The 20114-nt window shown below is 64.7% G+C and carries 18 protein-coding genes and 1 riboswitch; of the genes, 10 read left to right on the forward strand and 8 right to left on the reverse strand.

Going from position 1 to position 20114, the window contains the following annotated elements; all coding sequences use genetic code 11:
- Position 1 precedes the first annotated feature (1 nt).
- Positions 2–784: a cobalt-precorrin-6A reductase gene (locus NKI19_RS07510; RefSeq protein ID WP_352490258.1), complete on the forward strand. Its 783-nt coding sequence runs from the start codon at positions 2–4 to the stop codon at positions 782–784.
- Here the strand turns inward: NKI19_RS07510 and NKI19_RS07515 are convergent.
- The 8 genes from NKI19_RS07515 to NKI19_RS07550 form a co-directional block, all read right to left on the reverse strand.
- Complete coding sequence (locus NKI19_RS07515) at positions 748–1512, reverse strand: precorrin-3B C(17)-methyltransferase (protein ID WP_352490257.1); 765 nt, start codon at positions 1510–1512, stop codon at positions 748–750. The genes NKI19_RS07510 and NKI19_RS07515 overlap by 37 nt on opposite strands.
- Positions 1509–2267 (reverse strand): precorrin-2 C(20)-methyltransferase, encoded by a 759-nt coding sequence (locus tag NKI19_RS07520; RefSeq protein ID WP_352490256.1) that lies wholly within the window; start codon positions 2265–2267, stop codon positions 1509–1511. Before NKI19_RS07520 ends, NKI19_RS07515 begins: the two co-directional genes overlap by 4 nt.
- A complete protein-coding gene (locus tag NKI19_RS07525; protein ID WP_352490255.1) occupies positions 2264–2911 on the reverse strand; it encodes a precorrin-8X methylmutase in 648 nt (215 codons plus the stop codon). Before NKI19_RS07525 ends, NKI19_RS07520 begins: the two co-directional genes overlap by 4 nt.
- On the reverse strand, positions 2908–4377 hold the full coding sequence (cobG, locus tag NKI19_RS07530; protein ID WP_352564515.1) for a precorrin-3B synthase: 1470 nt from the start codon (positions 4375–4377) through the stop codon (positions 2908–2910). Before cobG ends, NKI19_RS07525 begins: the two co-directional genes overlap by 4 nt.
- Complete coding sequence (gene cobN / locus NKI19_RS07535; protein WP_352564517.1) at positions 4374–7964, reverse strand: cobaltochelatase subunit CobN; 3591 nt, start codon at positions 7962–7964, stop codon at positions 4374–4376. The genes cobG and cobN overlap by 4 nt, the downstream gene beginning before the upstream one ends.
- Positions 7965–7982: 18 nt before the next feature.
- Positions 7983–9023 carry a cobalamin biosynthesis protein CobW gene (gene cobW / locus NKI19_RS07540; protein ID WP_352490252.1) on the reverse strand — a complete coding sequence of 347 codons (1041 nt, stop codon included), beginning with the start codon at positions 9021–9023 and terminating at the stop codon, positions 7983–7985.
- Positions 9020–9454 (reverse strand): DUF1636 family protein, encoded by a 435-nt coding sequence (locus NKI19_RS07545; protein ID WP_352490251.1) that lies wholly within the window; start codon positions 9452–9454, stop codon positions 9020–9022. The genes cobW and NKI19_RS07545 overlap by 4 nt, the downstream gene beginning before the upstream one ends.
- 38 nt (positions 9455–9492) lie before the next feature.
- A riboswitch (cobalamin riboswitch) is annotated at positions 9493–9696 on the reverse strand.
- A gap of 29 nt (positions 9697–9725) precedes the next feature.
- Positions 9726–10925, reverse strand: coding sequence for a winged helix-turn-helix domain-containing protein (locus tag NKI19_RS07550; RefSeq protein WP_352564518.1), 1200 nt, complete (start codon positions 10923–10925; stop codon positions 9726–9728).
- A 335-nt stretch (positions 10926–11260) separates the two neighbouring features.
- On the opposite strand from NKI19_RS07550, the gene NKI19_RS07555 reads away from it, so the two are divergent.
- The 9 genes from NKI19_RS07555 (at position 11261) to nuoG (ending at position 20112) form a co-directional block, all read left to right on the forward strand.
- Positions 11261–11626 carry an NADH-quinone oxidoreductase subunit A gene (locus NKI19_RS07555; RefSeq protein WP_023720750.1) on the forward strand — a complete coding sequence of 122 codons (366 nt, stop codon included), beginning with the start codon at positions 11261–11263 and terminating at the stop codon, positions 11624–11626.
- Positions 11617–12198: a NuoB/complex I 20 kDa subunit family protein gene (locus NKI19_RS07560; protein ID WP_292664697.1), complete on the forward strand. Its 582-nt coding sequence runs from the start codon at positions 11617–11619 to the stop codon at positions 12196–12198. Before NKI19_RS07555 ends, NKI19_RS07560 begins: the two co-directional genes overlap by 10 nt.
- A 5-nt stretch (positions 12199–12203) precedes the next feature.
- Complete coding sequence (locus tag NKI19_RS07565) at positions 12204–12806, forward strand: NADH-quinone oxidoreductase subunit C (protein WP_352490249.1); 603 nt, start codon at positions 12204–12206, stop codon at positions 12804–12806.
- 12 nt (positions 12807–12818) lie between these two features.
- A complete protein-coding gene (locus tag NKI19_RS07570; RefSeq protein ID WP_352490248.1) occupies positions 12819–13166 on the forward strand; it encodes a hypothetical protein in 348 nt (115 codons plus the stop codon).
- Between the two features lies 1 nt (position 13167).
- Positions 13168–14358 (forward strand): NADH-quinone oxidoreductase subunit D, encoded by a 1191-nt coding sequence (locus tag NKI19_RS07575; RefSeq protein ID WP_352490247.1) that lies wholly within the window; start codon positions 13168–13170, stop codon positions 14356–14358.
- A gap of 437 nt (positions 14359–14795) precedes the next feature.
- Positions 14796–15854, forward strand: a complete 1059-nt coding sequence (gene nuoE / locus NKI19_RS07580) for an NADH-quinone oxidoreductase subunit NuoE (protein ID WP_502899247.1) — start codon at positions 14796–14798, stop codon at positions 15852–15854.
- Positions 15855–15864: 10 nt separating this feature from the next.
- Entirely contained in the window at positions 15865–17169 is a 1305-nt protein-coding gene (gene nuoF, locus NKI19_RS07585; RefSeq protein ID WP_352490246.1) for an NADH-quinone oxidoreductase subunit NuoF, read from the forward strand.
- 91 nt (positions 17170–17260) lie between these two features.
- Positions 17261–17956 (forward strand): helix-hairpin-helix domain-containing protein, encoded by a 696-nt coding sequence (locus NKI19_RS07590; protein ID WP_352490245.1) that lies wholly within the window; start codon positions 17261–17263, stop codon positions 17954–17956.
- A gap of 74 nt (positions 17957–18030) precedes the next feature.
- The gene (gene nuoG, locus NKI19_RS07595) at positions 18031–20112 is read left to right on the forward strand and encodes an NADH-quinone oxidoreductase subunit NuoG (protein ID WP_352710948.1); all 2082 of its coding nucleotides are present in this window, start codon (positions 18031–18033) and stop codon (positions 20110–20112) included.
- Positions 20113–20114 lie beyond the last annotated feature (2 nt).

Here is a 20114-nt window from a genome sequence, read left to right on the forward strand (position 1 = left end):
GATGACCTACCGCATTCTGATCCTCGGCGGAACCACCGAAGCCCGGCAACTGGCCGGAAAGCTGGCCGCGCGCGCGGATATTTCGGTCATGCTGTCGCTGGCCGGCAGCACCGAAAGCCCGGTCGCGCAAGGGGTGCCGGTGCGGGTCGGCGGCTTCGGCGGTGCCGGCGGGCTGGCGGCGTATCTCCGCCAGAACAAGATCGACCTGCTGATCGACGCCACACACCCCTACGCGGCGCGAATCTCCGCCAATGCGGCGGAAGCAGCGCGCATGACCGGCGTGCCTATCGTTGCGCTCAGGCGTCCGGGCTGGGACCCAGCCGAAGGTGACCGCTGGATGTTGGTCGATAGGGTTGCCAGCGCGGTGACGGCTCTGGGATCGGTGCCGCGCCGCGTGTTCCTGGCGCTCGGACGGCAGGAGGTTCCTGCCTTCGAGGCAGCTCCCCAGCATCATTATCTCATCCGCAGTGTCGACCCGGTCGAGCCAAGGCTCGCTGTGCCCGACGCGACGTATCTCTTGGCGCGGGGGCCGTTTCATGAGGCCGATGAGCGCGCGCTGCTCGAAAGCCGTGGCATCGAAGTCGTTGTTTCCAAAAACAGCGGCGGCGAGGCGACCTACGGCAAGATCGCGGCGGCGCGAGCGCTGGGAATCGAGGTTGTGATGATCCGCAGGCCGGCGCTGCCGGACGTCGCGTCGACCGAAACGATCGAATCTCTTGCCGCTATGGTCGATCATTTTCTGGTCAGTCATGTTCTTTGGCCCGATGCCGAACGCGGCGTGTAGACCAGCGCGGCCTTGTCACCCCGCTTGACGATCCTGGTTTCCGCCGAGCCGATGATGATGCAGGTCGCCATGTCGGCCTTCGCGGCATCGGCGTCGGCCAGTAGAAAAACCTCGATGCGCTCGTCGGGACGGCCGGCGGCGCGGCCAAAGATCACCGGCGTGGTGCCGGGCAGGATCGCCGACAGGCATTCGAAGGCGCGGCCAAGCTGCCAGGGGCGTGCCTTGCTGATCGGATTGTAGAGCGCGATGACGAAGCCGGCGCCGGCTGCCGCCAGAAGGCGCAGCTCGATCAGGTCCCACGGCTTCAGATTGTCGGACAGCGAGATGGCGCAGAAATCATGGCCGAGCGGCGCACCGATGCGGGCTGCAACGGCGAGCATGGCGGTGATACCGGGCACGATGGCGATGTCGACCGCGCGCCATTCGACCGGCCCCGCCTCGATCGCCTCGCAGACGGCCGCCGCCATGGCGAAGACGCCGGGATCGCCGCCCGATACGACGGCGACATCGTGGCCTTCCGCGGCCTTCAGCAGCGCGTCCCTGGAGCGGGCGAGTTCCTCGCGATTGTCGGAGGCGATGCGGGTCTGGTCCGCGCGCAGGTCGAGCCGGTCAAGATAAGGCTTGTAGCCGTAGAAGAATTTCGCCTCGGCGACGGCGCGGCTGGCTTCCGGCGTCACCTGGTCGGCGTTGCCTGGCCCCAGGCCGATGACGGTCAGGCGGCCGCTCATGCTTCGGCTCTCAATGCATTTGGCCGGCCCGACCAGCCGGCCACCAGCACGATGGCGAAATAGGGCGCCTGGTCGTCCTTTTTGTCGGCAAGCCGCATCGAGACACCGCCCGGCATGGTGCCGCGCTCGACATAGATTGCCCGCGCCAGCTTGTCGGTTGCCTCCAGCGCGCGCCTGATCTTGGGCAGGTTGCGGCCGACTTTCATGATCACCGCGGCATCGGTGTCGGCAAGGCGGCGCGTCAGCTCGAATTCGCTCATGGTGCCCGGTAGCACCGTCAGCACATCGTCGCCCTGGACGATAGGCAGGCCGGTCGCCGACCAGCAGCCGGACATGGCGGTGACGCCGGGAATGACTTCGGTCGGAAAGCGGTGCGCCAGCCGGACATGAAGATGCATGTAGGAGCCGTAGAAAAGCGGATCGCCTTCCGAAAGCACCGCGACCATCCTGCCGGCGCTGAGGTGCTCGGCGACCTTTTCGGCCGACTGCTCGTAGAAATCCGTTATCTGCGACCGGTAATCGCTGTCGTCCTTGTCGATCTCGGTCGTCACCGGGTAGAGCAGCGGCAGTTCGATCAGATCAGGGCGAAAATGCGCGCCGACAATGGCGCGCGCATTGCTGTTGTTGCCGCGCTTGGCGAAATGCGCAACGACATCGGCCTCGGCCAGCGCGCGCACCGCCTTCAGGGTCAAAAGTTCCGGGTCGCCGGGACCGGTGCCGACGCCGACCAGCCGACCTTTTGCGATCGCATTCATAGGCCTGGCCTCGCCAACGCATTGAGGGCGGCGGCGGTCATGGCGCTGCCGCCCAGCCGGCCGCGCACGATGGCGTAAGGCACGCCATAGGAATTTTCGGCCAGCGCATCCTTCGATTCGGCGGCGCCGACAAACCCGACCGGCATGCCGATGATCGCCGCCGGCTTTGGCGCGCCGGCGCGCAGCTTTTCCAGCAGATAGAAAAGGGCTGTCGGCGCATTGCCGATGGCGACGACCGAACCGGCCACGCGCTCGCCCCACAGGTCGATCGCTGCGGCCGAGCGGGTGTTGCCGATCTTTTTCGCGATGTCGGCGGTCCGCGGATCGCGCAGCGTACAGATCACCTCGTTGCCGGCCGGAAGCCGGGCGCGCGTGACGCCGTGCGAGACCATCTGCGCGTCGCAGAAGATCGGCGCGCCGGCGCCCAGCGCCGTGCGCGCAGCGGCGACGAAATCGCTCGAGAAAACGAAGTGCTGCGCAGCCTCGACCTGACCGCAGGCATGGATCATGCGGATAGCGACATCGGCCTCGGCTTCGGAAAAGCGCGACAGGTCGGCCTCGGCGCGGATAATGGCGAAGGAGCGCTCGTAGATCGCCGTGCCGTCACGGACGTAGTCGTAGGCGTTCTGGGCGGGCATGCTCATTCCTGTCGGTAGATTTCGGTGATGCCGGCCGCGCCGAGCCTTACCAGGCAAGCAGCAGCAGTTTCGCCGGGATGTCGTGCGCTGCGGATCGCCGCTGCAATGCGGCCGATGCCGTGCGCGGCTTCGTAGCCCGGCCTGTATCCGGCGGGCAATGCCTTTGCCGTCCCGTCTACGACAAGTCCGGCTCCGTTTTCGCCACCGACCAGGGTCAACACCGCCGGACCAGGATGGGCGCAACCCTTGGCGCAGCCGGAGATGTGCAGCGTCAGCGAGGAATCGAGGATGTCGCGGTTTTCCACGGCGATGGTCTCGGCGATGTCGCGGGTGGCTATGCGCCCGGAGGCACAGGCGGGTGCGCCGGGGCAGGCGGCGATTTTCGTGCGCGGATCAGCTGCGTCGGTGACAAAGCCGACGGTTGCGGCGGTTTTCTGGAGTGAAAGACATGCGGCTGGGGAGAGGCCAAGCAAAAGCAGCGCGCGACCTGGCGCCAGGCGGATTTCGGTGGCGCCGAGGGTGAGGGCGTATTGGGTGAGATCGATAAGTTCTTGCGCTGGTATGCTGCCGAACGGCAGGCCGATGCCGAGGGCGATTGCGGCTGCGGCCAAGTCGAAAACTCCGATAGGTTGGCGTTCCTTCGCCCCCCCCTCTGTCCTGCCGGACATCTCCCCCTCAAGGGGGGAGATTGCGCTCTCGTTGCTGGTTTCGCCAATCCCCAAAGTTGCAGAGGGAGAGCCGGCCGTGGAATTGCCAATCTCCCCCCTAGAGGGGGAGATGTCCGGCAGGACAGAGGGGGGTGCGAAGGAACGCCAGCTTGCCAGAGATCTCAGCTGTCTCTCCGTCAAATCCCGCGCATGCGCATCGCGGCCCTTTTCAGCAACCATCCTGAGAATAGCGACGGCAATATCACAAGCCGCATCCTCCTCGGCCATAACGAGCGGCATCGCAGTCTGACCGTCGCCGGCGACAGCCACCTGCCACTGCGTTCGCGCCCCGGTCCGCATCGCGACCAGCCTGACATCGGCCGTAACTGCATCCATTGTCAGCTGCCCGCCGCTGTCGACGATCACGGAGACCTTCGGGCCAAGGCGTTGTGTAACACCCGCGTCCTCAATTGCCGCCCGAATCCGCTCGGCAAGCGGGCGCGGGTCGGCGATTTCCTCCGGGTCGAGCCCGGCCAGCGGGCCGGTCTCGACCGGCACGCCGGTGCGCACCGCGATGCCCAGCGCATCGACCTCCATCGCCAGCAGCCGCGCGCTTGCCGGCGTCAGGCCTCGGATCTGCAGGCTGCCGCGGGCGGTCACTTCCATGATGCCGTTGCCATGGCGCAAGGCGGATTCGCAGAGTCCGATCAAGGATTTCGGCAACAGTCCTCCAGCGACCGGATTGAGCCGCACCAGCAGCCCGTCGCCGGTCTGCATCGGCGCGGACAAGGCAGGGCAGGCGCCGCGTCGGGAGAAAGCGTTCATGCCGCCACTCCCAGAGCTTGGGCTTCGGCAATTAGTGCGGCGAGATCGTCATCGATCGAATTGCGCAGCGGATGCCAGAGACCGCGCCGCCGAGCCGAGAGAAACCGCTCGGCAATCACATTCGCCGCCGCCGGGTTCTCGCGCAGGATGAAGGCGCGAACAACGGGGTCGCCGAGATAGGCGTCGTGCACGGCCTCGATCAGCGTGCCTGATATGGCATGGGTGGTCTCGGCGAAGCCGACAAGCCGATCAACCGTCTCGGCGAATTCCGAAGCGCCGCGCGGCCCGTGCCGCATCTGGCCGGCGATGAAGCGCGGGTTAACCGTGCGCGCCCGCACGACCCGGGATACGGCCTCACCAACCGAGCGCGGCTTCGGCTTTTGCGGGTCCGTAGTGTCGAGCACGATCACGTCAGCGTTTTTGCCGAGCGCGGCAAGTGCTGCCGAAAAGCCGCCGATGAAGGCGACGTCGGCCGAGCCTTCGAGGATGTCGCGGCCGGGGTCGTCGCCGGTATGAACCAGAAGGTCGGCCTCAGCGATGCGGCCCTCAAAAGCGCCGGGCGCCGAAACGCCTTCGCCCTCGGCGCCGCCATAGGCGTGCGAGGTGGCATCGAGGTAGGCGCGACCGATCTCTTCGCGCACGGCCCAGGTGCCGCCCGATAACAAATCCTCGACACCGGCGCCGTAAGTGCCGGGCGAGGTGCCGTATATGCGGGGGCTGATCTTCCCGTCTGCACGGGTTCTCGCCGCCAGCGGGTTTTCCGAATCGTCCTCGTCGCGGGTCGCGACGGCGTTGGCGGCGGCATCGATCAGCGCGATCTGGGTTGGGAACATGTCGCGGAACAGGCCGGATATGCGCCAGGTGACGTCGACGCGCGGGCGGCCGAGCGTTGCCGGCGGCAGCACCTCGATGCCGGTGATGCGGCCGGTGGCGCAATCCCATTGCGGCCGGCAGCCCATCAGCGCCAGGCCTTGCGCGATCTCTTCGCCGCCGGTGCGCAGCGAGGCCGAGCCCCAGAGGTCGATAACCAGCGAGCGCGGCCAGTCGCCATGCGATTGCATGTAGCTGCGCAAGACCTCGTCGGCAGCCGCCCTGCCGAGATCGAAGGATGTCGGCGTCGGCATGGTGCGCGGGTCTGCGGTGAACAGATTGCGGCCGGTCGGCAGCACATCGCGCCGGCCACGCGCTGGTGCACCGGCCGGACCGGCAGCGACATGGCGGCCGTCGAGAGCCGCGATGAGTGCTACTTTCTCGGCTGCCGCACTCTGCTCGCGCAAAGGATCGGTTTCGCCCTCAGGTGAGCGGCCGTAAACATGCAGGCCGTCCTTGATGGCGAAATCCTTGAGATCGCAGAGCCAGGCGTCGATGCGGCGCAGCGCTTCGTCGGGAGCGTCGGTTTGGGCAACCCCGGCTTCCGAGGCGAGGCCGGTCTTTTCCGCCGTCTCGACGATCAGCCTCGCCAGGCGGTCGCGGCGGCGGCGGTCGAGCCCGTCGGCCTGGGCATATTCGTCGACCAGTCGTTCAAGCCTATGCTGGTTTTCGTCCAGCCCGGCGCCGGTCAGCGGTGGCGGCAGATGGCCAAGCGTGACGGCGGCAATGCGCCGCTTGGCCTGCGCTGCCTCGCCGGGGTTGGAGACGATGAACGGATAGATGACGGGCAGGGCGCCGGTGACGATTTCGGGAAAGCAGTTTTCGCTGAGCGCGACGGTCTTGCCGGGCAGCCATTCCAGCGTGCCGTGGGCGCCGACATGGACAATTGCATGGATGCCGAGCGACTTGCGCAGCCAGAGGCCAAAGGCGATCAGTGCATGGCGCGGCGGCAGCGTCGGGTCGTGATAGTCGGCGCGGCGGTCAACTGAGCGCCCGCGGTCAGGCGCGAGTGCCACGGTGACGTTGCCGAAGGTGGCTGCGCGGAAAGCGAATTTTGCGGCGGCAGGCGCTTGAACACCCCCCTCAGAGGGGGGTGCCTCGCGCGAAGCCGTCTCATCTGCCGCATTCCCCCATGCGGCCGTCACGGCAGCTGTCGCTTCAGCAGGCAATTCCGCCGAGTACTCGAGATAGTCCTCAAACCCCAACCCTTCACCTCCACGCCCCAGCACCTCCAGCAACTCGCGCGGCGTTTGCGGAATCCCTTCAATGGCGTAGCCCTGTTCGCTCAGGTCGTGCAGCATCGCCAGCACGCTGGACGGCACGTCGAGGCCGACGGCGTAGCCGGTGCGACCGGGGGCGCTGGGATAGTCGGGGATCAGGATGGCGAGCTTGCGTTCCGCGCGGGGCGTCCGCTGCAGGCGCACGAAGGCCTCGACACGGTTCGTCACTTGCGCCACGCGGTCGGGCTCAGGCCGGTTGGCGAAGGCGCGGAAGGCCAGCGCCGGGTCGGTTTCGCTTTCGCCCTTGAAGGAAATGGCGCCGGCCAAAATGCGGCCGTCGAGCTCGGGCAGGACGACATGCATGGCAAGGTCGGCGGGCGCCAGCCCGCGCTGATTGTTTTGCCAGATGTCGCGGCGGGTGGTCGCGACGATGACCTGGAACACCGGCACGCCGGCGCGGTCGAACAGGGTTTCGACGCCAGGCTCGGCACCCGAGGCGAAAGCTGTGGCGGTGATGATGGCGGCAGGCTTCAGGGTTGCAAGCGCGGTTTCGACGAAGGCGAGGGACGTTGGGTCCTTCAGGCTGGAAACGAAGATGGGGACGGGGTTGATGCCGCGTTGGCGCAGGGCTTCGAAAAGCGCGTCGATCGGCGCGACATCACCGGCGAGCAGCATCGAGCGGTAGAACAGAATGGGGATGACGGGGGCGTTGCCTAAGCGGTTTAGGCCGTGTTCCTTCGCGCCCCCCTCTGTCCTGCCGGACATCTCCCCCACATGGGGGGAGATCGCCTGATCATCGGTAGCTTCGCCAACGTCTGACGTTGCAGAAGTCGCGATACGGCCAGTGACGGCCAATCTCCCCCCTTGTGGGGGAGATGTCCGGCAGGACAGAGGGGGGCGCGAAGGAATGCCGACGCTTGATAAGTCCATTCTTTCTATAACACCGCGTCCCGGCTCGTAAAATCCCGCCTTTGGCACGCTGACAGGTCCGGCTACCGCCGCACCCGATCCGGCGAGACTCGCCAGCCTCTGCACCAGCGCCGTCATATTCGCCGGCCCGCCCTCGCGGAAATAGCCAAGCAAGCCATCCAACTCCTCACGCGGCAGCGTTGAGCCTTCGATCAGTCGCAAGTCCGCGTCGTGGCTCTCGCCGGGCAGCAGCGCCAGTTTTATGCCGCGTGCCCGGGCAGTCGAGGCGAGCTGATCGCAGCCATAGCGCCACCAGTCATAGCCGCCGAGGATGCGGACCAGAATGACCTTGGCGTGGCGGGCGACGCTGTCGATCCAGAGATCGACGGACATCGGATGGCGCAGGTCGCGCAAGGCGGCGAGCCGCATCGATGGCAGGCGGGCCGCATCCGCCTTCCACGCCGCCGCCAGCCCGGCCAGGTCGCTGTCGGTGAACGACAGCGCCACGACATCCGCAGGCGTTTGCCTGAGATCGACAGGCTCGGCGAGATCGTCGAGCGAGGCGGATGTGGTGGTGAGGATGTGCATGGCGGCTCGTACCTGGGATCAGCCGGCGAGGATACGCTCGATCGCCGGGCGGTTCAGCCCCTTCAGGCCGATGACGACAAGGCGCGAGCGGCGATCGTCTTCAGCGGTCCAGGCGCGGTCGTAATAGTGGTTGACGCGCGGACCGACGGCCTGCAGCAGGAGCCGCATCGGCTTGCCGCCGACTTCGACGAAACCCTTGACGCGCAACACGTTTTCCTCCTCCGCCGCCGTGGCGACGCGTTGTGCCAGTTCGTCCGGGTTGGACACAGACGCAATGTCGATGACAAAACTATCGAAGTCGTCATGTTCGTGGTCGAGCTCGTCGTCGTGGTGGGTCTTGCGGTTCTCGATGTCGTCCTCGACGGCGAGGCCGAGGCCGAGCAGCACCGACGGGTCGACCTTGCCTTGCGAAGTCGGCACGATCTTCACCGCCCGCGCAACATGCTTGCCGATGACGGCATTGGCACGGGCCGAGCCGGCGGCGTCCAACAGGTCGCTCTTCGACAGGATGATCAGGTCGGCGCAGGCGAGCTGGTCCTCGAATACTTCCTCGACCGGATCGTCGTGGTCGAGCGTCTCGTCCTGCGCGCGCTGCGCCTGCAGGGCATCCATGTCGTTGGCGACGCGGCCATCAGCCAGCGCCGGCCCGTCGACCACGGCGATGACGCCATCGACCGTGACACGGCTTTTCACCGACGGCCACTGGAAGGCCTGGACCAGCGGCTTGGGCAAAGCGAGGCCGGATGTCTCGATCAGGATGTGGTCGACCCTCGGCGTCAGCGACAGGATCTGGTCGAGCGCCGGAACGAAATCGTCGGCGACTGTGCAGCAGATGCAGCCATTGGCCAGCTCGACGATGTTTTCGTCGGGGCAGGTGTCGATGCCGCAGCCCTTCAGGATCTCGCCGTCGATGCCGATGTCGCCGAACTCGTTGACGATGATGGCCAGCCGCTTGCCTTTCGCGTTTTCGAGCAGATGGCGGATCAGCGTCGTCTTGCCGGCGCCGAGAAAGCCGGTGACGACGGTGCAGGGAACGCGCGAAAGGAAGGCAGCGGTCATGTCAGGTCCTTCAAAAGGTCAAGGGGAGGGATGCGGGCAACCAGGCCGCGCTTCAGGCATTCGGGACGGCCGCGCCATGGAATGAGCCCATCCGTCGAGGTGGCGAACAGTTTTGCGCCGGTCACGAGATCGGCGCCGCTGGTCGCAGTCAGGTCGCCGAAGACGTAGCTCCAGCAGCCGTCGCGCAAAATCGCGGCGCTGAGCCGGCGCTTGCAATTGCCGAGGCATTCGACGGTGCGGATTTTAATGTTTTCGCTGGAAGCGGCGCGGCGCGTGTCCTCGGCGAGCAGTTCGCCGGCGCAGGGATGGGCGTCCGAACCGGTCTCGTCACGGCAGGACGAGCAGACGATGACGGTAACGCCGGCCGGGGAATCACCATGGCCGGACAATAAATCCGCTGTCTCAGCCGGAAAACTGCTGTCGCGTTCCAAATCAGGCTCCTTGCCCGGAAAACCCGCCAGGCGATCGGATTCTTATGTCCTAGACGGCAGGTCTCCTGGCTCGCGGGTCATCGCCTGGGTGCCGCCTTCCCGGGAATATCCCAGTGGTTTTCGGCCGAGGCTCGTCGCTTACAGTTGCGGGGACAGCCGCGGATTTGAAATCGAGATTTCGCACCGCATTCCCTCTTGGCCCTTGCCGTTGCGGGCAGGGGACCGTCTGGAATGGATTTAGGCTTGTGGAGGCAGTCGTGTCAACGCACGTCTATGACGCGGCGGTATCTGCGAGCGGCTGGCCAAGGTCGCCCGCAGCCGTCACCTCAATGCGCTCAAGCCCGAGCCAGGCCTGCATCTGCTTCAATTCTTCGAAAAGCTCGGCGGCGGTTTGTGGCGGGGCGCCGGGCTCGGCATAGGCGGCATGGACGCGCAATACGCCGGCCGGGCGGTCTGCCCTGAGGTCGACGCGCCCGACGATGCTGTCGCCGAGCAGGAACGGCAGCACATAATAGCCATACTGGCGCTTTTCTGCCGGCGTGTAGATCTCGATGCGGTAGTGGAAGTCGAACAACCGCTCGGTGCGCGACCGCTCGAAGACGACAGGATCGAACGGCGCGAGCAAGGCGCGCGCCTCGATCCTGCGCGGCAAACGGGCGTCCTTGTGGAGATAGGCTGCTTTGCTCCAGCTTTCGACGCTCACCGGCAACAGCTCGCCGGCCTCGACCAGTTCCTCGATGCGACCCTTGATATCGGCGGGCGAGAGGCGGAAATAGTCGCGCAGATCGCCTGCCGTGGCGACGCCGTGGGCGCGGGCGGAGATACGCAGCAATTCGCGGTGCGCATCCTCGGGGCAGGGAACCGGCAGAGCGAGTACCGCCGGCGGCAGTACGCGCTCCGGCAGATCGTAGAACCGCTCGAAGCCGCGGCGATGCGCTGTGGTGATGCGGCCGGCCCAGAACAGCCATTCGAAGGCGTGCTTGGCATGGCTCCAGCCCCACCAGCCACCATTGCCCTTCTGGCCTTCAAAAGCAGATGCCGCGATCGGGCCTCGTTCGGAGACCTCGCGATAGATCTCCTCGATATAGGCGGCGTGCTCGCGACCCCATTTGGCCAGTCCGCTGTACATTTCGTCGCCGCGCTCGGCCCGCTGCATGCGCCAGCGCATCAGCGGATAGGTCTCGACCGGCAGGAACGAGGCTTCGTGCGCCCAATATTCAAAGACCATGCGCTTGCGCGTTACGGCGGCGTCGTCGAGCAGCGCCAGCTTGTAGGGGCCAAGCCGCGAATAGAGCGGCATATAGTGGGCGCGCACTACGGCGCTGACGGAATCGATCTGCAGCAGGCCGGTACGGGCAAGCACGCGGGCCAGATGTCTGCGGTCGGGCGTACCGGCGGGGCGGGGGTCATTGAATCCCTGTGCCGCCAGCGCGATGCGGCGAGCCATGCGAAGCGAGATTTTTTCCTTCATCAACGCGGTATCCTGATGATGCTGGACAGAGCAGAGAATCTGCGATTCCGTGCCATGCTAGCAGGGTTTTGGCGGCATCCATGTCAGGAGAGAAAAGTGGAGTGAAAAGTGAAAGAAATCAAACAGGAGCGGATCGGACCAGTTTTGCCGGATATGCCGCCCAGCACCGCGATTTGAACAAGGTTTGACTTGCTTCGCCGAAAGCGCTGCGCTAACCCTCGCCGCGTTGCAGCATAGAGCCTCCTTAAAACGGTTCAGTGGTTAAACTGTCACGCTTCCGCAAGTGGGTCCGGTGCTGTAATCAGAGTGGATTGGCCGCTAACGGAAACTGCAGCATGAACGCACTTTTAGGTTCGTACCTGCCCATCGTCCTGTTCATCGGCGTGGCGCTGGTCGTCGGCCTGGCGCTGCTCGCCGCACCGTTCCTGGTGGCCTACCGCAACCCCGATCCGGAAAAGCTTTCCGCCTATGAGTGCGGCTTCAACTCGTTCGACGACGCCCGCATGAAGTTCGACATCCGCTTCTACCTGGTGTCGATCCTGTTCATCATCTTCGACCTGGAGGTGGCCTTCCTGTTCCCTTGGGCGGTGTCGTTCAGCCAGATCGGCATGCTCGGTTTCTGGTCGATGATGGTGTTTTTGGCGGTGCTGACCATCGGCTTTGCCTATGAATGGAAAAAAGGAGCGCTGGAATGGGATTGAGCGACAATTCCGGCACGCTCGTCGCGCCGAAGCCCAAGGGTCTCATCGACCCCAACACCGGCAGGCCGGTGGGGGAGGACGATCCATTCTTCCTGGAGATCAACAACGAACTGGCCGACAAGGGCTTTCTCGTCACCTCGACCGAGGCGCTTATCACGTGGGCGCGCAGCGGCTCGCTGATGTTCATGACCTTCGGTCTCGCCTGCTGCGCCGTCGAGATGATCCATACCTCGATGCCGCGCTACGACTCGGAGAGGTTCGGTGTCGCGCCGCGCGCGTCTCCGCGCCAGTCCGACATCATGATTGTCGCCGGCACGCTGACCAACAAGATGGCGCCGGCGCTGCGCAAGGTCTACGACCAGATGCCCGAACCGCGCTACGTCATTTCGATGGGCTCCTGCGCCAATGGCGGCGGCTATTATCATTATTCCTATTCGGTGGTGCGCGGCTGCGACCGCATCGTGCCGGTCGATATCTACGTGCCCGGCTGCCCGCCGAGCGCCGAAGCGCTGCTCTACGGCATCCTTCTGCTGCAGAAGAAGATCCGCCGCACCGGCACGATCGAGCGGTGAGCGGCATGACCCAGGCGTTGAATGACCTCTCGACCTATCTCGGCGAGAAGCTGACCGGCCGGATCGGCGAGGCGGTGCTCGCCTATGGCGAACTCACTATCTCGGTCGAGCCGCGCGAACTGATCGAGGTGGTGACCTTCCTGCGCGACGACCCGAAATGCCAGTTCATCTCGATCATCGACGTCTGCGGCGCCGATTACCCGTCGCGGGCAAAGCGCTTCGACGTCGTCTATCATTTGCTGTCGCCGAGACAGAATATCCGCATCCGCATCAAGGTCCAGGCCGACGAAGAGACGCTGGTGCCGTCGATCACCGGCATTTATCCCGGCGCCGACTGGTTCGAGCGCGAGACCTACGATCTCTATGGCGTGCTGTTTTCGGGTCATCCCGATCTGCGCCGGATTCTGACCGATTACGGTTTCGAAGGCCATCCGCTGCGCAAGGACTTTCCGCTGACCGGCTTCGTCGAGGTGCGCTACGACGACGAAGCCAAGCGCGTCATCTACGAGCCGGTCGAGCTCAAGCAGGAATTCCGCAATTTCGATTTTCTCTCGCCATGGGAAGGGACGGATTACGTCCTGCCCGGCGATGAGAAGGCGAAACAGTGAGGATATGTGGCGATGATCCGCATAGCACTCCTAGGCCTGTTTTGCTGCAGTGTTGCGCCGAATGCTTTTGCGAACGACTGCAAAGTAGCTGGAGTGGATTGCTATTCGGCGGCGCGAGCTGTCGTGGCGAACGACACGGTGAAGAACTGCCCCACGATATTTCGTATCAAGCCGGCGATGCAGATTGAATTGGACCAGATTTTGAACGCCTTGCGCGATGCTGGAGAACTGGCCGATCTCCAGCCTTCCAATGAGACCGTTGAGCAATGCGAGCAGAGAGCAAAAGAATATGTGGCCGGGCCGCAGACGGTCCGCTTCATGGAACTGACGCCGTCCGCCATGGAAAGGCTTGGAATCTAGCATGACCGAGCACTCCGTCCGCAATTTTAACATCAACTTTGGCCCGCAGCATCCGGCCGCGCACGGCGTTTTGCGCCTCGTGCTGGAGCTTGATGGCGAGGTGGTCGATCGTGTCGATCCGCATATCGGGCTGTTGCATCGCGGCACGGAAAAGCTAATTGAGCACAAGACTTATCTGCAGGCCGTGCCCTATCTCGACCGGCTCGACTATTGCGCGCCGATGAACCAGGAGCATGCCTTCGCGCTTGCCGCCGAGCGGCTGCTCGGCATCGAGGTGCCGAAGCGCGGGCAGCTTATTCGAGTTCTCTACTCCGAGATCGGCCGCATCATGTCGCACATCCTCAATGTGACGACGCAGGCGATGGATGTCGGCGCGCTGACGCCGCCGCTGTGGGGCTTTGTCGAGCGCGAAAAGCTGATGGTGTTTTACGAGCGCGCCTCGGGCTCGCGCATGCACGCGGCCTATTTCCGGCCGGGCGGCGTCCATCAGGACCTGCCGCAGAAGCTGATCGAGGACATCGGCAACTGGATCGACCCGTTCCTGAAGTCGGTCGACGATCTCGACGCGCTTTTGACCGGCAACCGTATCTTCAAGCAGCGCAATGTCGACATTGCCACCGTCTCCCTGGCGGACGCCTGGGCCTGGGGCTTTTCCGGCGTCATGGTGCGCGGCTCGGGTGCGCCGTGGGATCTGCGCAAATCGCAGCCCTACGAATGCTATGCCGAGCTGGACTTCGACATTCCGATCGGCAAGAACGGCGACTGTTTCGATCGTTATCTGGTGCGCATGGAAGAGATGCGGCAGTCGGCGAAAATCATGCGCCAGTGCGTCGACCTGCTGCTCGGCAAGGAGGGCAGCGGGCCGGTGTCCAACCTCGACGGCAAGGTGGTGCCGCCGAAGCGCGCGGCGATGAAGCGCTCGATGGAAGCGCTGATCCATCACTTCAAGCTCTACACCGAAGGCTACCGCGTGCCGGCCGGCGAGGTCTATGCCGCGGTCGAGGCGCCAAAGGGCGAGTTCGGCGTCTATCTCGTCTCCGACGGCACCAACAAGCCCTACCGCTGCAAGTTGCGCGCGCCAGGCTTTGCGCATCTGCAAGCCATGGACTTTTTGTGCCGCGGCCACATGCTGGCCGACGTCACCGCCGTTCTCGGCTCCCTCGACATCGTATTTGGTGAGGTCGATCGGTGACGATGGCACTGGCCCGGACATCCAAATCTTTTCTAGCGGCGGCTTGCCTTGCGGCTTCCGCCGAAGCATCCCTTGCCGGATCCGGTGATGGGCTATCCTCGACGGATCTTCTTAAGGACGGGTTCAAGCTGGTAGCGGAAGGCGATCTGCTCACGGTGCGCGAATTCGGTGGCGATGTGCTTCTGGATTCCGGAATTTTTGTACTCGGTGCGCGGCGAGGCCAACCCTGTAGCAAAAGTGAGAGGACTTTTGTCGCAGAGGTACCGAGCTTGGCACGGCCCCGCGACTGTGGACGCGTAACTTGGTGGAATGACCGTTACGACGAGTACGTTCGCCTAAAGCGTGGGAATGAAGAGTTTGTATGTGTGCTTGGGCAATCCGAGGATTGCTATCGCGCCGATAGCCCTAGCCAGTAGAAACCGAAGAAGCGAAACTCCATGTCAGTCCGCCGTCTCGCAGAAGCCAGCCTCCAGCCAGCCTCCTTCGCCTTCAACCGGGCGAATGCGGCAGCGGCGAAGCAGTGGATCAAGAAATATCCGAAAGGGCGCGAGCAATCCGCGATTATCCCCTTGCTGATGCTGGCGCAGGAGCAGGAAGGCTGGGTGACCAAGGCGGCGATCGAGACGATCTCCGACATGCTCGGCATGCCCTATATCCGTGGGCTCGAAGTCGCCACCTTCTATACGCAATATCAGCTCAATCCGGTCGGCACGCGCGCCCATATCCAGGTCTGCGGCACCACGCCCTGCATGCTGCGCGGCTCCGAAGCGCTGATGGATGTATGCCGCTCGAAGATCCATCACGACCAGTTCCACACCAACGACAAGGGCACGCTTTCTTGGGAAGAGGTCGAGTGCCTCGGCGCCTGCGTCAACGCACCGATGGTGATGATATTCAAAGACACCTATGAGGATCTGACGCCGGAGCGGCTTGCCGAGATCATCGACCTCTATGACGCCGGCAAGGGCGCCACGGTGAAACCGGGACCGCAAAATGGCCGCATCACCTCAGAGCCGGCCAGCGGCCTGACGACCCTTAAGAGCGAAAAGGCGATCCTCAAGGCGACCCGCGACCGGGAAACCAGGGCGGCGGCCAAGGCCGCCAAGGAAGCGGCGCCAGCGGCTGCCGCCGCAGTACCCGCAGCGGCTTCGCCAGTTGCTCCTGCCGCACCGGCGCCAGTTGCGCCCTCGAGTGCCAGCAAGCCGAAGACCGATACGGTCGAGACCAGCCCGGCGCTGAAATCGCCGTCGGCGGCGAAAGTCGCGCCCGCGGCGGAAAAGGCGGCGAGCGTTGCAGCGCCGCTGCATTCGGCCGCCAATGCCAACAAGGCCGAGCCGCAGGTCGAGGACGTCTCGAAACAGCGCAAAGGGCCCAAGAACAAGGCCGAGCCGGCGTCTGCTTTCAAAGCGCCGGAGGCCAAGGTCAACCCGGCTAAGGCTGCGGCCAGGCCGTCGCCCGGAAACAAGAGCCGGCCGACCGGCAAGAAGCCGGTCTGAGGAACGAGCAATGCTTCAGGACAGAGACCGCATCTTCAACAACATCTATGGCCGCTTCGACAAGTCGCTGGCCGGCGCCATGGCGCGCGGCGCCTGGGACAACACTCCCGGCATCGTTGCCAAGGGGCGCGAGTGGATCGTCAACGAGATGAAAGCGAGCGGCCTGCGCGGCCGCGGCGGCGCCGGCTTTCCGACCGGGCTGAAATGGTCGTTCATGCCCAAGCAAAGCGACGGCCGGCCGAGCTATCTCGTCGTCAATGCCGACGAATCCGAGCCCGGTACCTGCAAGGACCGCGACATACTGCGCCACGACCCGCACACGCTGGTCGAAGGCTGCCTGCTTGCCGGCTTCGCCATGGGCGCGGTCGCCGCCTACATCTATGTGCGCGGCGAGTTCATCCGCGAGCGCGAGGCGCTGCAACGCGCCATCGACGAGGCCTATGCGGCCAAGCTGATCGGCAAGAACAACACCTCCGGCTACGACTTCGACATTTACATGCACCATGGCGCCGGCGCTTATATCTGCGGCGAGGAAACGGCGCTGCTCGAAAGCCTCGAGGGCAAGAAGGGCCAGCCGCGGCTGAAGCCGCCGTTTCCGGCCAATGTCGGCCTGTATGGCTGCCCGACGACGGTCAACAATGTCGAGTCCATCGCGGTCGCGCCGACCATCCTGCGCCGCGGGGCCGCCTGGTTCTCGTCCTTCGGCCGGCCCAACAATGTCGGCACCAAGCTGTTCTGCATCTCCGGCCACGTCAACAATCCCTGCACCGTCGAAGAGGCGATGTCGATCCCGTTCCGCGAGCTGATCGAGACGCATTGCGGCGGCATTCGCGGCGGCTGGGACAATCTGCTGGCGGTCATTCCGGGCGGCGCTTCGGTGCCGCTGGTGCCGGCCGGGCAGATCATCGACGCGCCGATGGATTTCGACGCGCTGCGCGACCTGAAATCGGGCCTCGGCACGGCGGCTGTCATCGTCATGGACAAATCGACCGATATCGTGAAGGCGATCGCGCGACTTTCCTATTTCTACAAGCACGAAAGCTGCGGCCAGTGCACGCCGTGCCGTGAAGGCACCGGCTGGATGTGGCGGGTGATGGAACGGCTGGTGCGCGGCGAAGCGCAGAAGCGCGAGATCGACATGCTGCTCGACGTGACCAAGCAGGTCGAGGGCCACACGATCTGCGCGCTGGGCGATGCGGCGGCATGGCCGATCCAGGGCCTGATGCGGCATTTCCGCGGCGAGGTGGAGCGGCGCATCGACGAGTTTTCGCGCAACGCACACCGCGCCGAACCGGTGCTGGTTGCGGCGGAATAGAAGAATTCAGAAATGCGGGCGAATGCCCGAAACGAGGAAACGAGCGCGGGGCAGACGGAAACGACCAGGAGACCACCCCAGGAGACCACCGATGTCGCTGTTTTCGATACCCGACGATTTTACGCCCGATATGGACCCGTTGTTGAAGATGAACCAGGACCGGACCACGATGATGCCGAGGGAGATGGCCAATGCCGTCAATCTCCTGGCGCATCCTGTCGCGGGCGCGGCGGCGATGACGGCACTCGGTATCGGCCTTGCCAACCACGCCTTTGGTATCTGGATGGGCGTGCTTTCAGGCGCGGCCGAGACCTCGCAGCGGCTTTGGCAGCCGGTCGCCGACGATTTCGAGACCCGAACGGAACGCGTTTCCGCGACCGGCAAAAGCTCCTCGACAAAGGCGCGCGCAGCCACCAAAACCCTGATTGCCGAGGCGCAGTCCTTCGCCAACGATGTGACCGACATTGCGACGAGCAGTGCGGCGCGGAGCCTGGCGAATGCCAGCACCGTTGCAGCGGACGCGTCGGCCGGGCTGATGCCGGAGGATTTCAAGCAGCCCAAGCCGATGGACCGGCCAGCCGAGCCCGCCGACCTCAAGGTGATATCGGGCATCGGGCCGAAACTGGAAAAGGTGCTGAACGGCCTTGGCATCTGGACATACGCCCAGATCGCCGCGTGGACGCCGCAAGAGATCGCCTGGGTCGAAGATTACCTGTCGTTGAAGGGCCGCATCGGCCGCGACGGCTGGATCGGTCAGGCGGCCGCATTGGCCGGGGCCAAAAAGTGAATTCAATATCGTGCGCGGTGTCGGCTGCGCCCGGAAGGAAAGATTGCGGAACGTCCGCAGGGGTTTGAGGCGAAATGGCAAAGCTCAAGGTCGACGGGAAAGAGATCACTGTACCCGACCACTACACGCTGCTGCAGGCGGCCGAGGACGCCGGCGCGGAAGTGCCGCGCTTCTGCTTCCATGAGCGGTTGTCGATCGCCGGCAATTGCCGCATGTGCCTGATCGAGGTGAAAGGCGGCCCGCCCAAGCCACAGGCGTCCTGCGCCATGGGCGTGCGCGACCTGCGCCCCGGCCCGAACGGCGAGCCGCCGGAAATCTTCACCAACACGCCGATGGTCAAGAAGGCGCGCGAAGGCGTGATGGAATTCCTTCTGATCAACCATCCGCTGGATTGCCCGATCTGCGACCAGGGCGGCGAGTGCGACCTGCAGGACCAGGCAATGGCGTTCGGTGTCGATTCCTCGCGCTACCACGAGAACAAGCGGGCGGTCGAAGACAAGTATATCGGGCCGCTGGTCAAGACGATCATGAACCGCTGCATCCATTGCACGCGCTGCGTCCGCTTTACCACCGAGATTGCGGGCATATCCGAGCTCGGCCTGATCGGCCGCGGCGAGGATGCCGAGATCACCACCTATCTCGAAAGCGCGATGACGTCGGAACTGCAGGGCAATGTCATCGACCTTTGCCCGGTCGGTGCGCTGACCTCCAAACCCTACGCCTTCCAGGCACGGCCGTGGGAACTGACCAAGACAGAATCCATCGACGTGATGGACGCCGTCGGCTCCGCGATCCGCGTCGATAGCCGGGGCCGCGAAGTGATGCGCATACTGCCGCGTACCAACGAGGCGGTGAACGAGGAATGGATTTCCGACAAGACCCGCTTCATCTGGGACGGCTTGCGCACGCAGCGCCTCGACCGCCCCTATGTGCGCAAGGACGGCAGACTGGCCCCGGCAAGCTGGGCCGAGGCTTTTTCCGCGATCAAGGAAGCGGTGTCGAATGCGGCACCCGAAAAGATCGGTGCCATTGCCGGCGATCTTGCCGCCGTCGAGGAGATCTACGCGCTTAAGCTTCTGATGGCTTCGCTCGGCTCGAAGAACACCGACTGCCGCCAGGACGGTGCCGCACTCGATCCGTCGCTCGGCCGGGCGAGCTATGTCTTCAACCCGACCATCGAAGGCATCGAACAGGCCGATGCGGTGCTGATCATCGGCGCCAATCCGCGCTTCGAGGCGTCCTTGCTCAACGCCCGCATCCGCAAGCGCTGGCGGGCCGGCAATCTGCCGGTCGGCGTCATCGGCGATGTCGGCGATACGCGCTATGACTACGAGCAACTCGGCGCCGGGCCGGAATCGCTGAAGGATCTGGCCGACGGCAACGGCAAGTTCTTCCAGCTGCTGAAGAAGGCGACGCATCCGCTGATCATCGTCGGACAGGGTGCGCTGGCGCGTCCGGACGGCGCGGCCGTGCTTGGCCAGGCGGCGAAGCTCGCCGTCGCCGTCAATGCCGCAAGGGCCGACTGGAACGGCTTTGCCGTGCTGCACACCGCCGCGGCACGCGTCGGCGGCCTCGATGTCGGCTTCGTGCCGGGCGAGGGCGGCAGGAACGTCGCCGGCATGCTGGGCGAGACCGATGTGCTGTTCCTGCTCGGCGCCGACGAAATCGATATGGCGAAGACCGGCGGCGCTTTCGTCGTCTATATCGGCACGCATGGCGACAAGGGCGCGCATCGCGCCAACGTCATCCTGCCGGGCGCCGCCTATACCGAGAAGTCGGGCACCTTCGTCAACACCGAAGGTCGCGTGCAGCAGACCAACCGGGCCGGCTTTGCGCCCGGCGAAGCGCGCGAGGACTGGGCGATCCTTCGGGCACTGTCGGATGTACTGGGCAAGAAGCTGCCGTTCGATTCGTTGCCGCAGCTGCGCGCTAAGCTCTATGCGGAATACCCGCATCTCGCCCGGATCGACCATGTCGTGGCCGGCGATCCGGCCGACATCGCCAGGGTGGCCAAGCTCGGCGGACGGCTGAACAAGGGCACCTTCACCTCGCCGGTCAAGGATTTCTACCTGACCAACCCGATCGCGCGGGCTTCCGCGGTGATGGCCGAGTGCTCGGCTTTGGCGAAGAACGGCTTCAGGCAGGCGGCGGAGTAGAC

This window comes from Mesorhizobium sp. M0751, from assembly GCF_040320265.1.
Lineage (GTDB): Bacteria > Pseudomonadota > Alphaproteobacteria > Rhizobiales > Rhizobiaceae > Mesorhizobium.

Bases quoted from the DNA above. Each gene is read 5' to 3' on its own strand.
- NKI19_RS07520 (WP_352490256.1), bottom strand. From the start codon at position 2,267: ATGAATGCGATCGCAAAAGGTCGGCTGGTCGGCGTCGGCACCGGTCCC.
- NKI19_RS07570 (WP_352490248.1), top strand. From the start codon at position 12,819: ATGATCCGCATAGCACTCCTAGGCCTGTTTTGCTGCAGTGTTGCGCCG.
- NKI19_RS07550 (WP_352564518.1), bottom strand. From the start codon at position 10,925: ATGAAGGAAAAAATCTCGCTTCGCATGGCTCGCCGCATCGCGCTGGCG.
- NKI19_RS07515 (WP_352490257.1), bottom strand. From the start codon at position 1,512: ATGAGCGGCCGCCTGACCGTCATCGGCCTGGGGCCAGGCAACGCCGAC.
- NKI19_RS07590 (WP_352490245.1), top strand. From the start codon at position 17,261: ATGTCGCTGTTTTCGATACCCGACGATTTTACGCCCGATATGGACCCG.
- NKI19_RS07575 (WP_352490247.1), top strand. From the start codon at position 13,168: ATGACCGAGCACTCCGTCCGCAATTTTAACATCAACTTTGGCCCGCAG.
- NKI19_RS07525 (WP_352490255.1), bottom strand. From the start codon at position 2,911: ATGAGCATGCCCGCCCAGAACGCCTACGACTACGTCCGTGACGGCACG.
- cobN (WP_352564517.1), bottom strand. From the start codon at position 7,964: ATGCACATCCTCACCACCACATCCGCCTCGCTCGACGATCTCGCCGAG.
- NKI19_RS07555 (WP_023720750.1), top strand. From the start codon at position 11,261: ATGAACGCACTTTTAGGTTCGTACCTGCCCATCGTCCTGTTCATCGGC.
- nuoG (WP_352710948.1), top strand. From the start codon at position 18,031: ATGGCAAAGCTCAAGGTCGACGGGAAAGAGATCACTGTACCCGACCAC.
- NKI19_RS07510 (WP_352490258.1), top strand. From the start codon at position 2: ATGACCTACCGCATTCTGATCCTCGGCGGAACCACCGAAGCCCGGCAA.
- cobG (WP_352564515.1), bottom strand. From the start codon at position 4,377: ATGAACGCTTTCTCCCGACGCGGCGCCTGCCCTGCCTTGTCCGCGCCG.
- NKI19_RS07565 (WP_352490249.1), top strand. From the start codon at position 12,204: ATGACCCAGGCGTTGAATGACCTCTCGACCTATCTCGGCGAGAAGCTG.
- cobW (WP_352490252.1), bottom strand. From the start codon at position 9,023: ATGACCGCTGCCTTCCTTTCGCGCGTTCCCTGCACCGTCGTCACCGGC.
- NKI19_RS07560 (WP_292664697.1), top strand. From the start codon at position 11,617: ATGGGATTGAGCGACAATTCCGGCACGCTCGTCGCGCCGAAGCCCAAG.
- nuoE (WP_502899247.1), top strand. From the start codon at position 14,796: ATGTCAGTCCGCCGTCTCGCAGAAGCCAGCCTCCAGCCAGCCTCCTTC.
- nuoF (WP_352490246.1), top strand. From the start codon at position 15,865: ATGCTTCAGGACAGAGACCGCATCTTCAACAACATCTATGGCCGCTTC.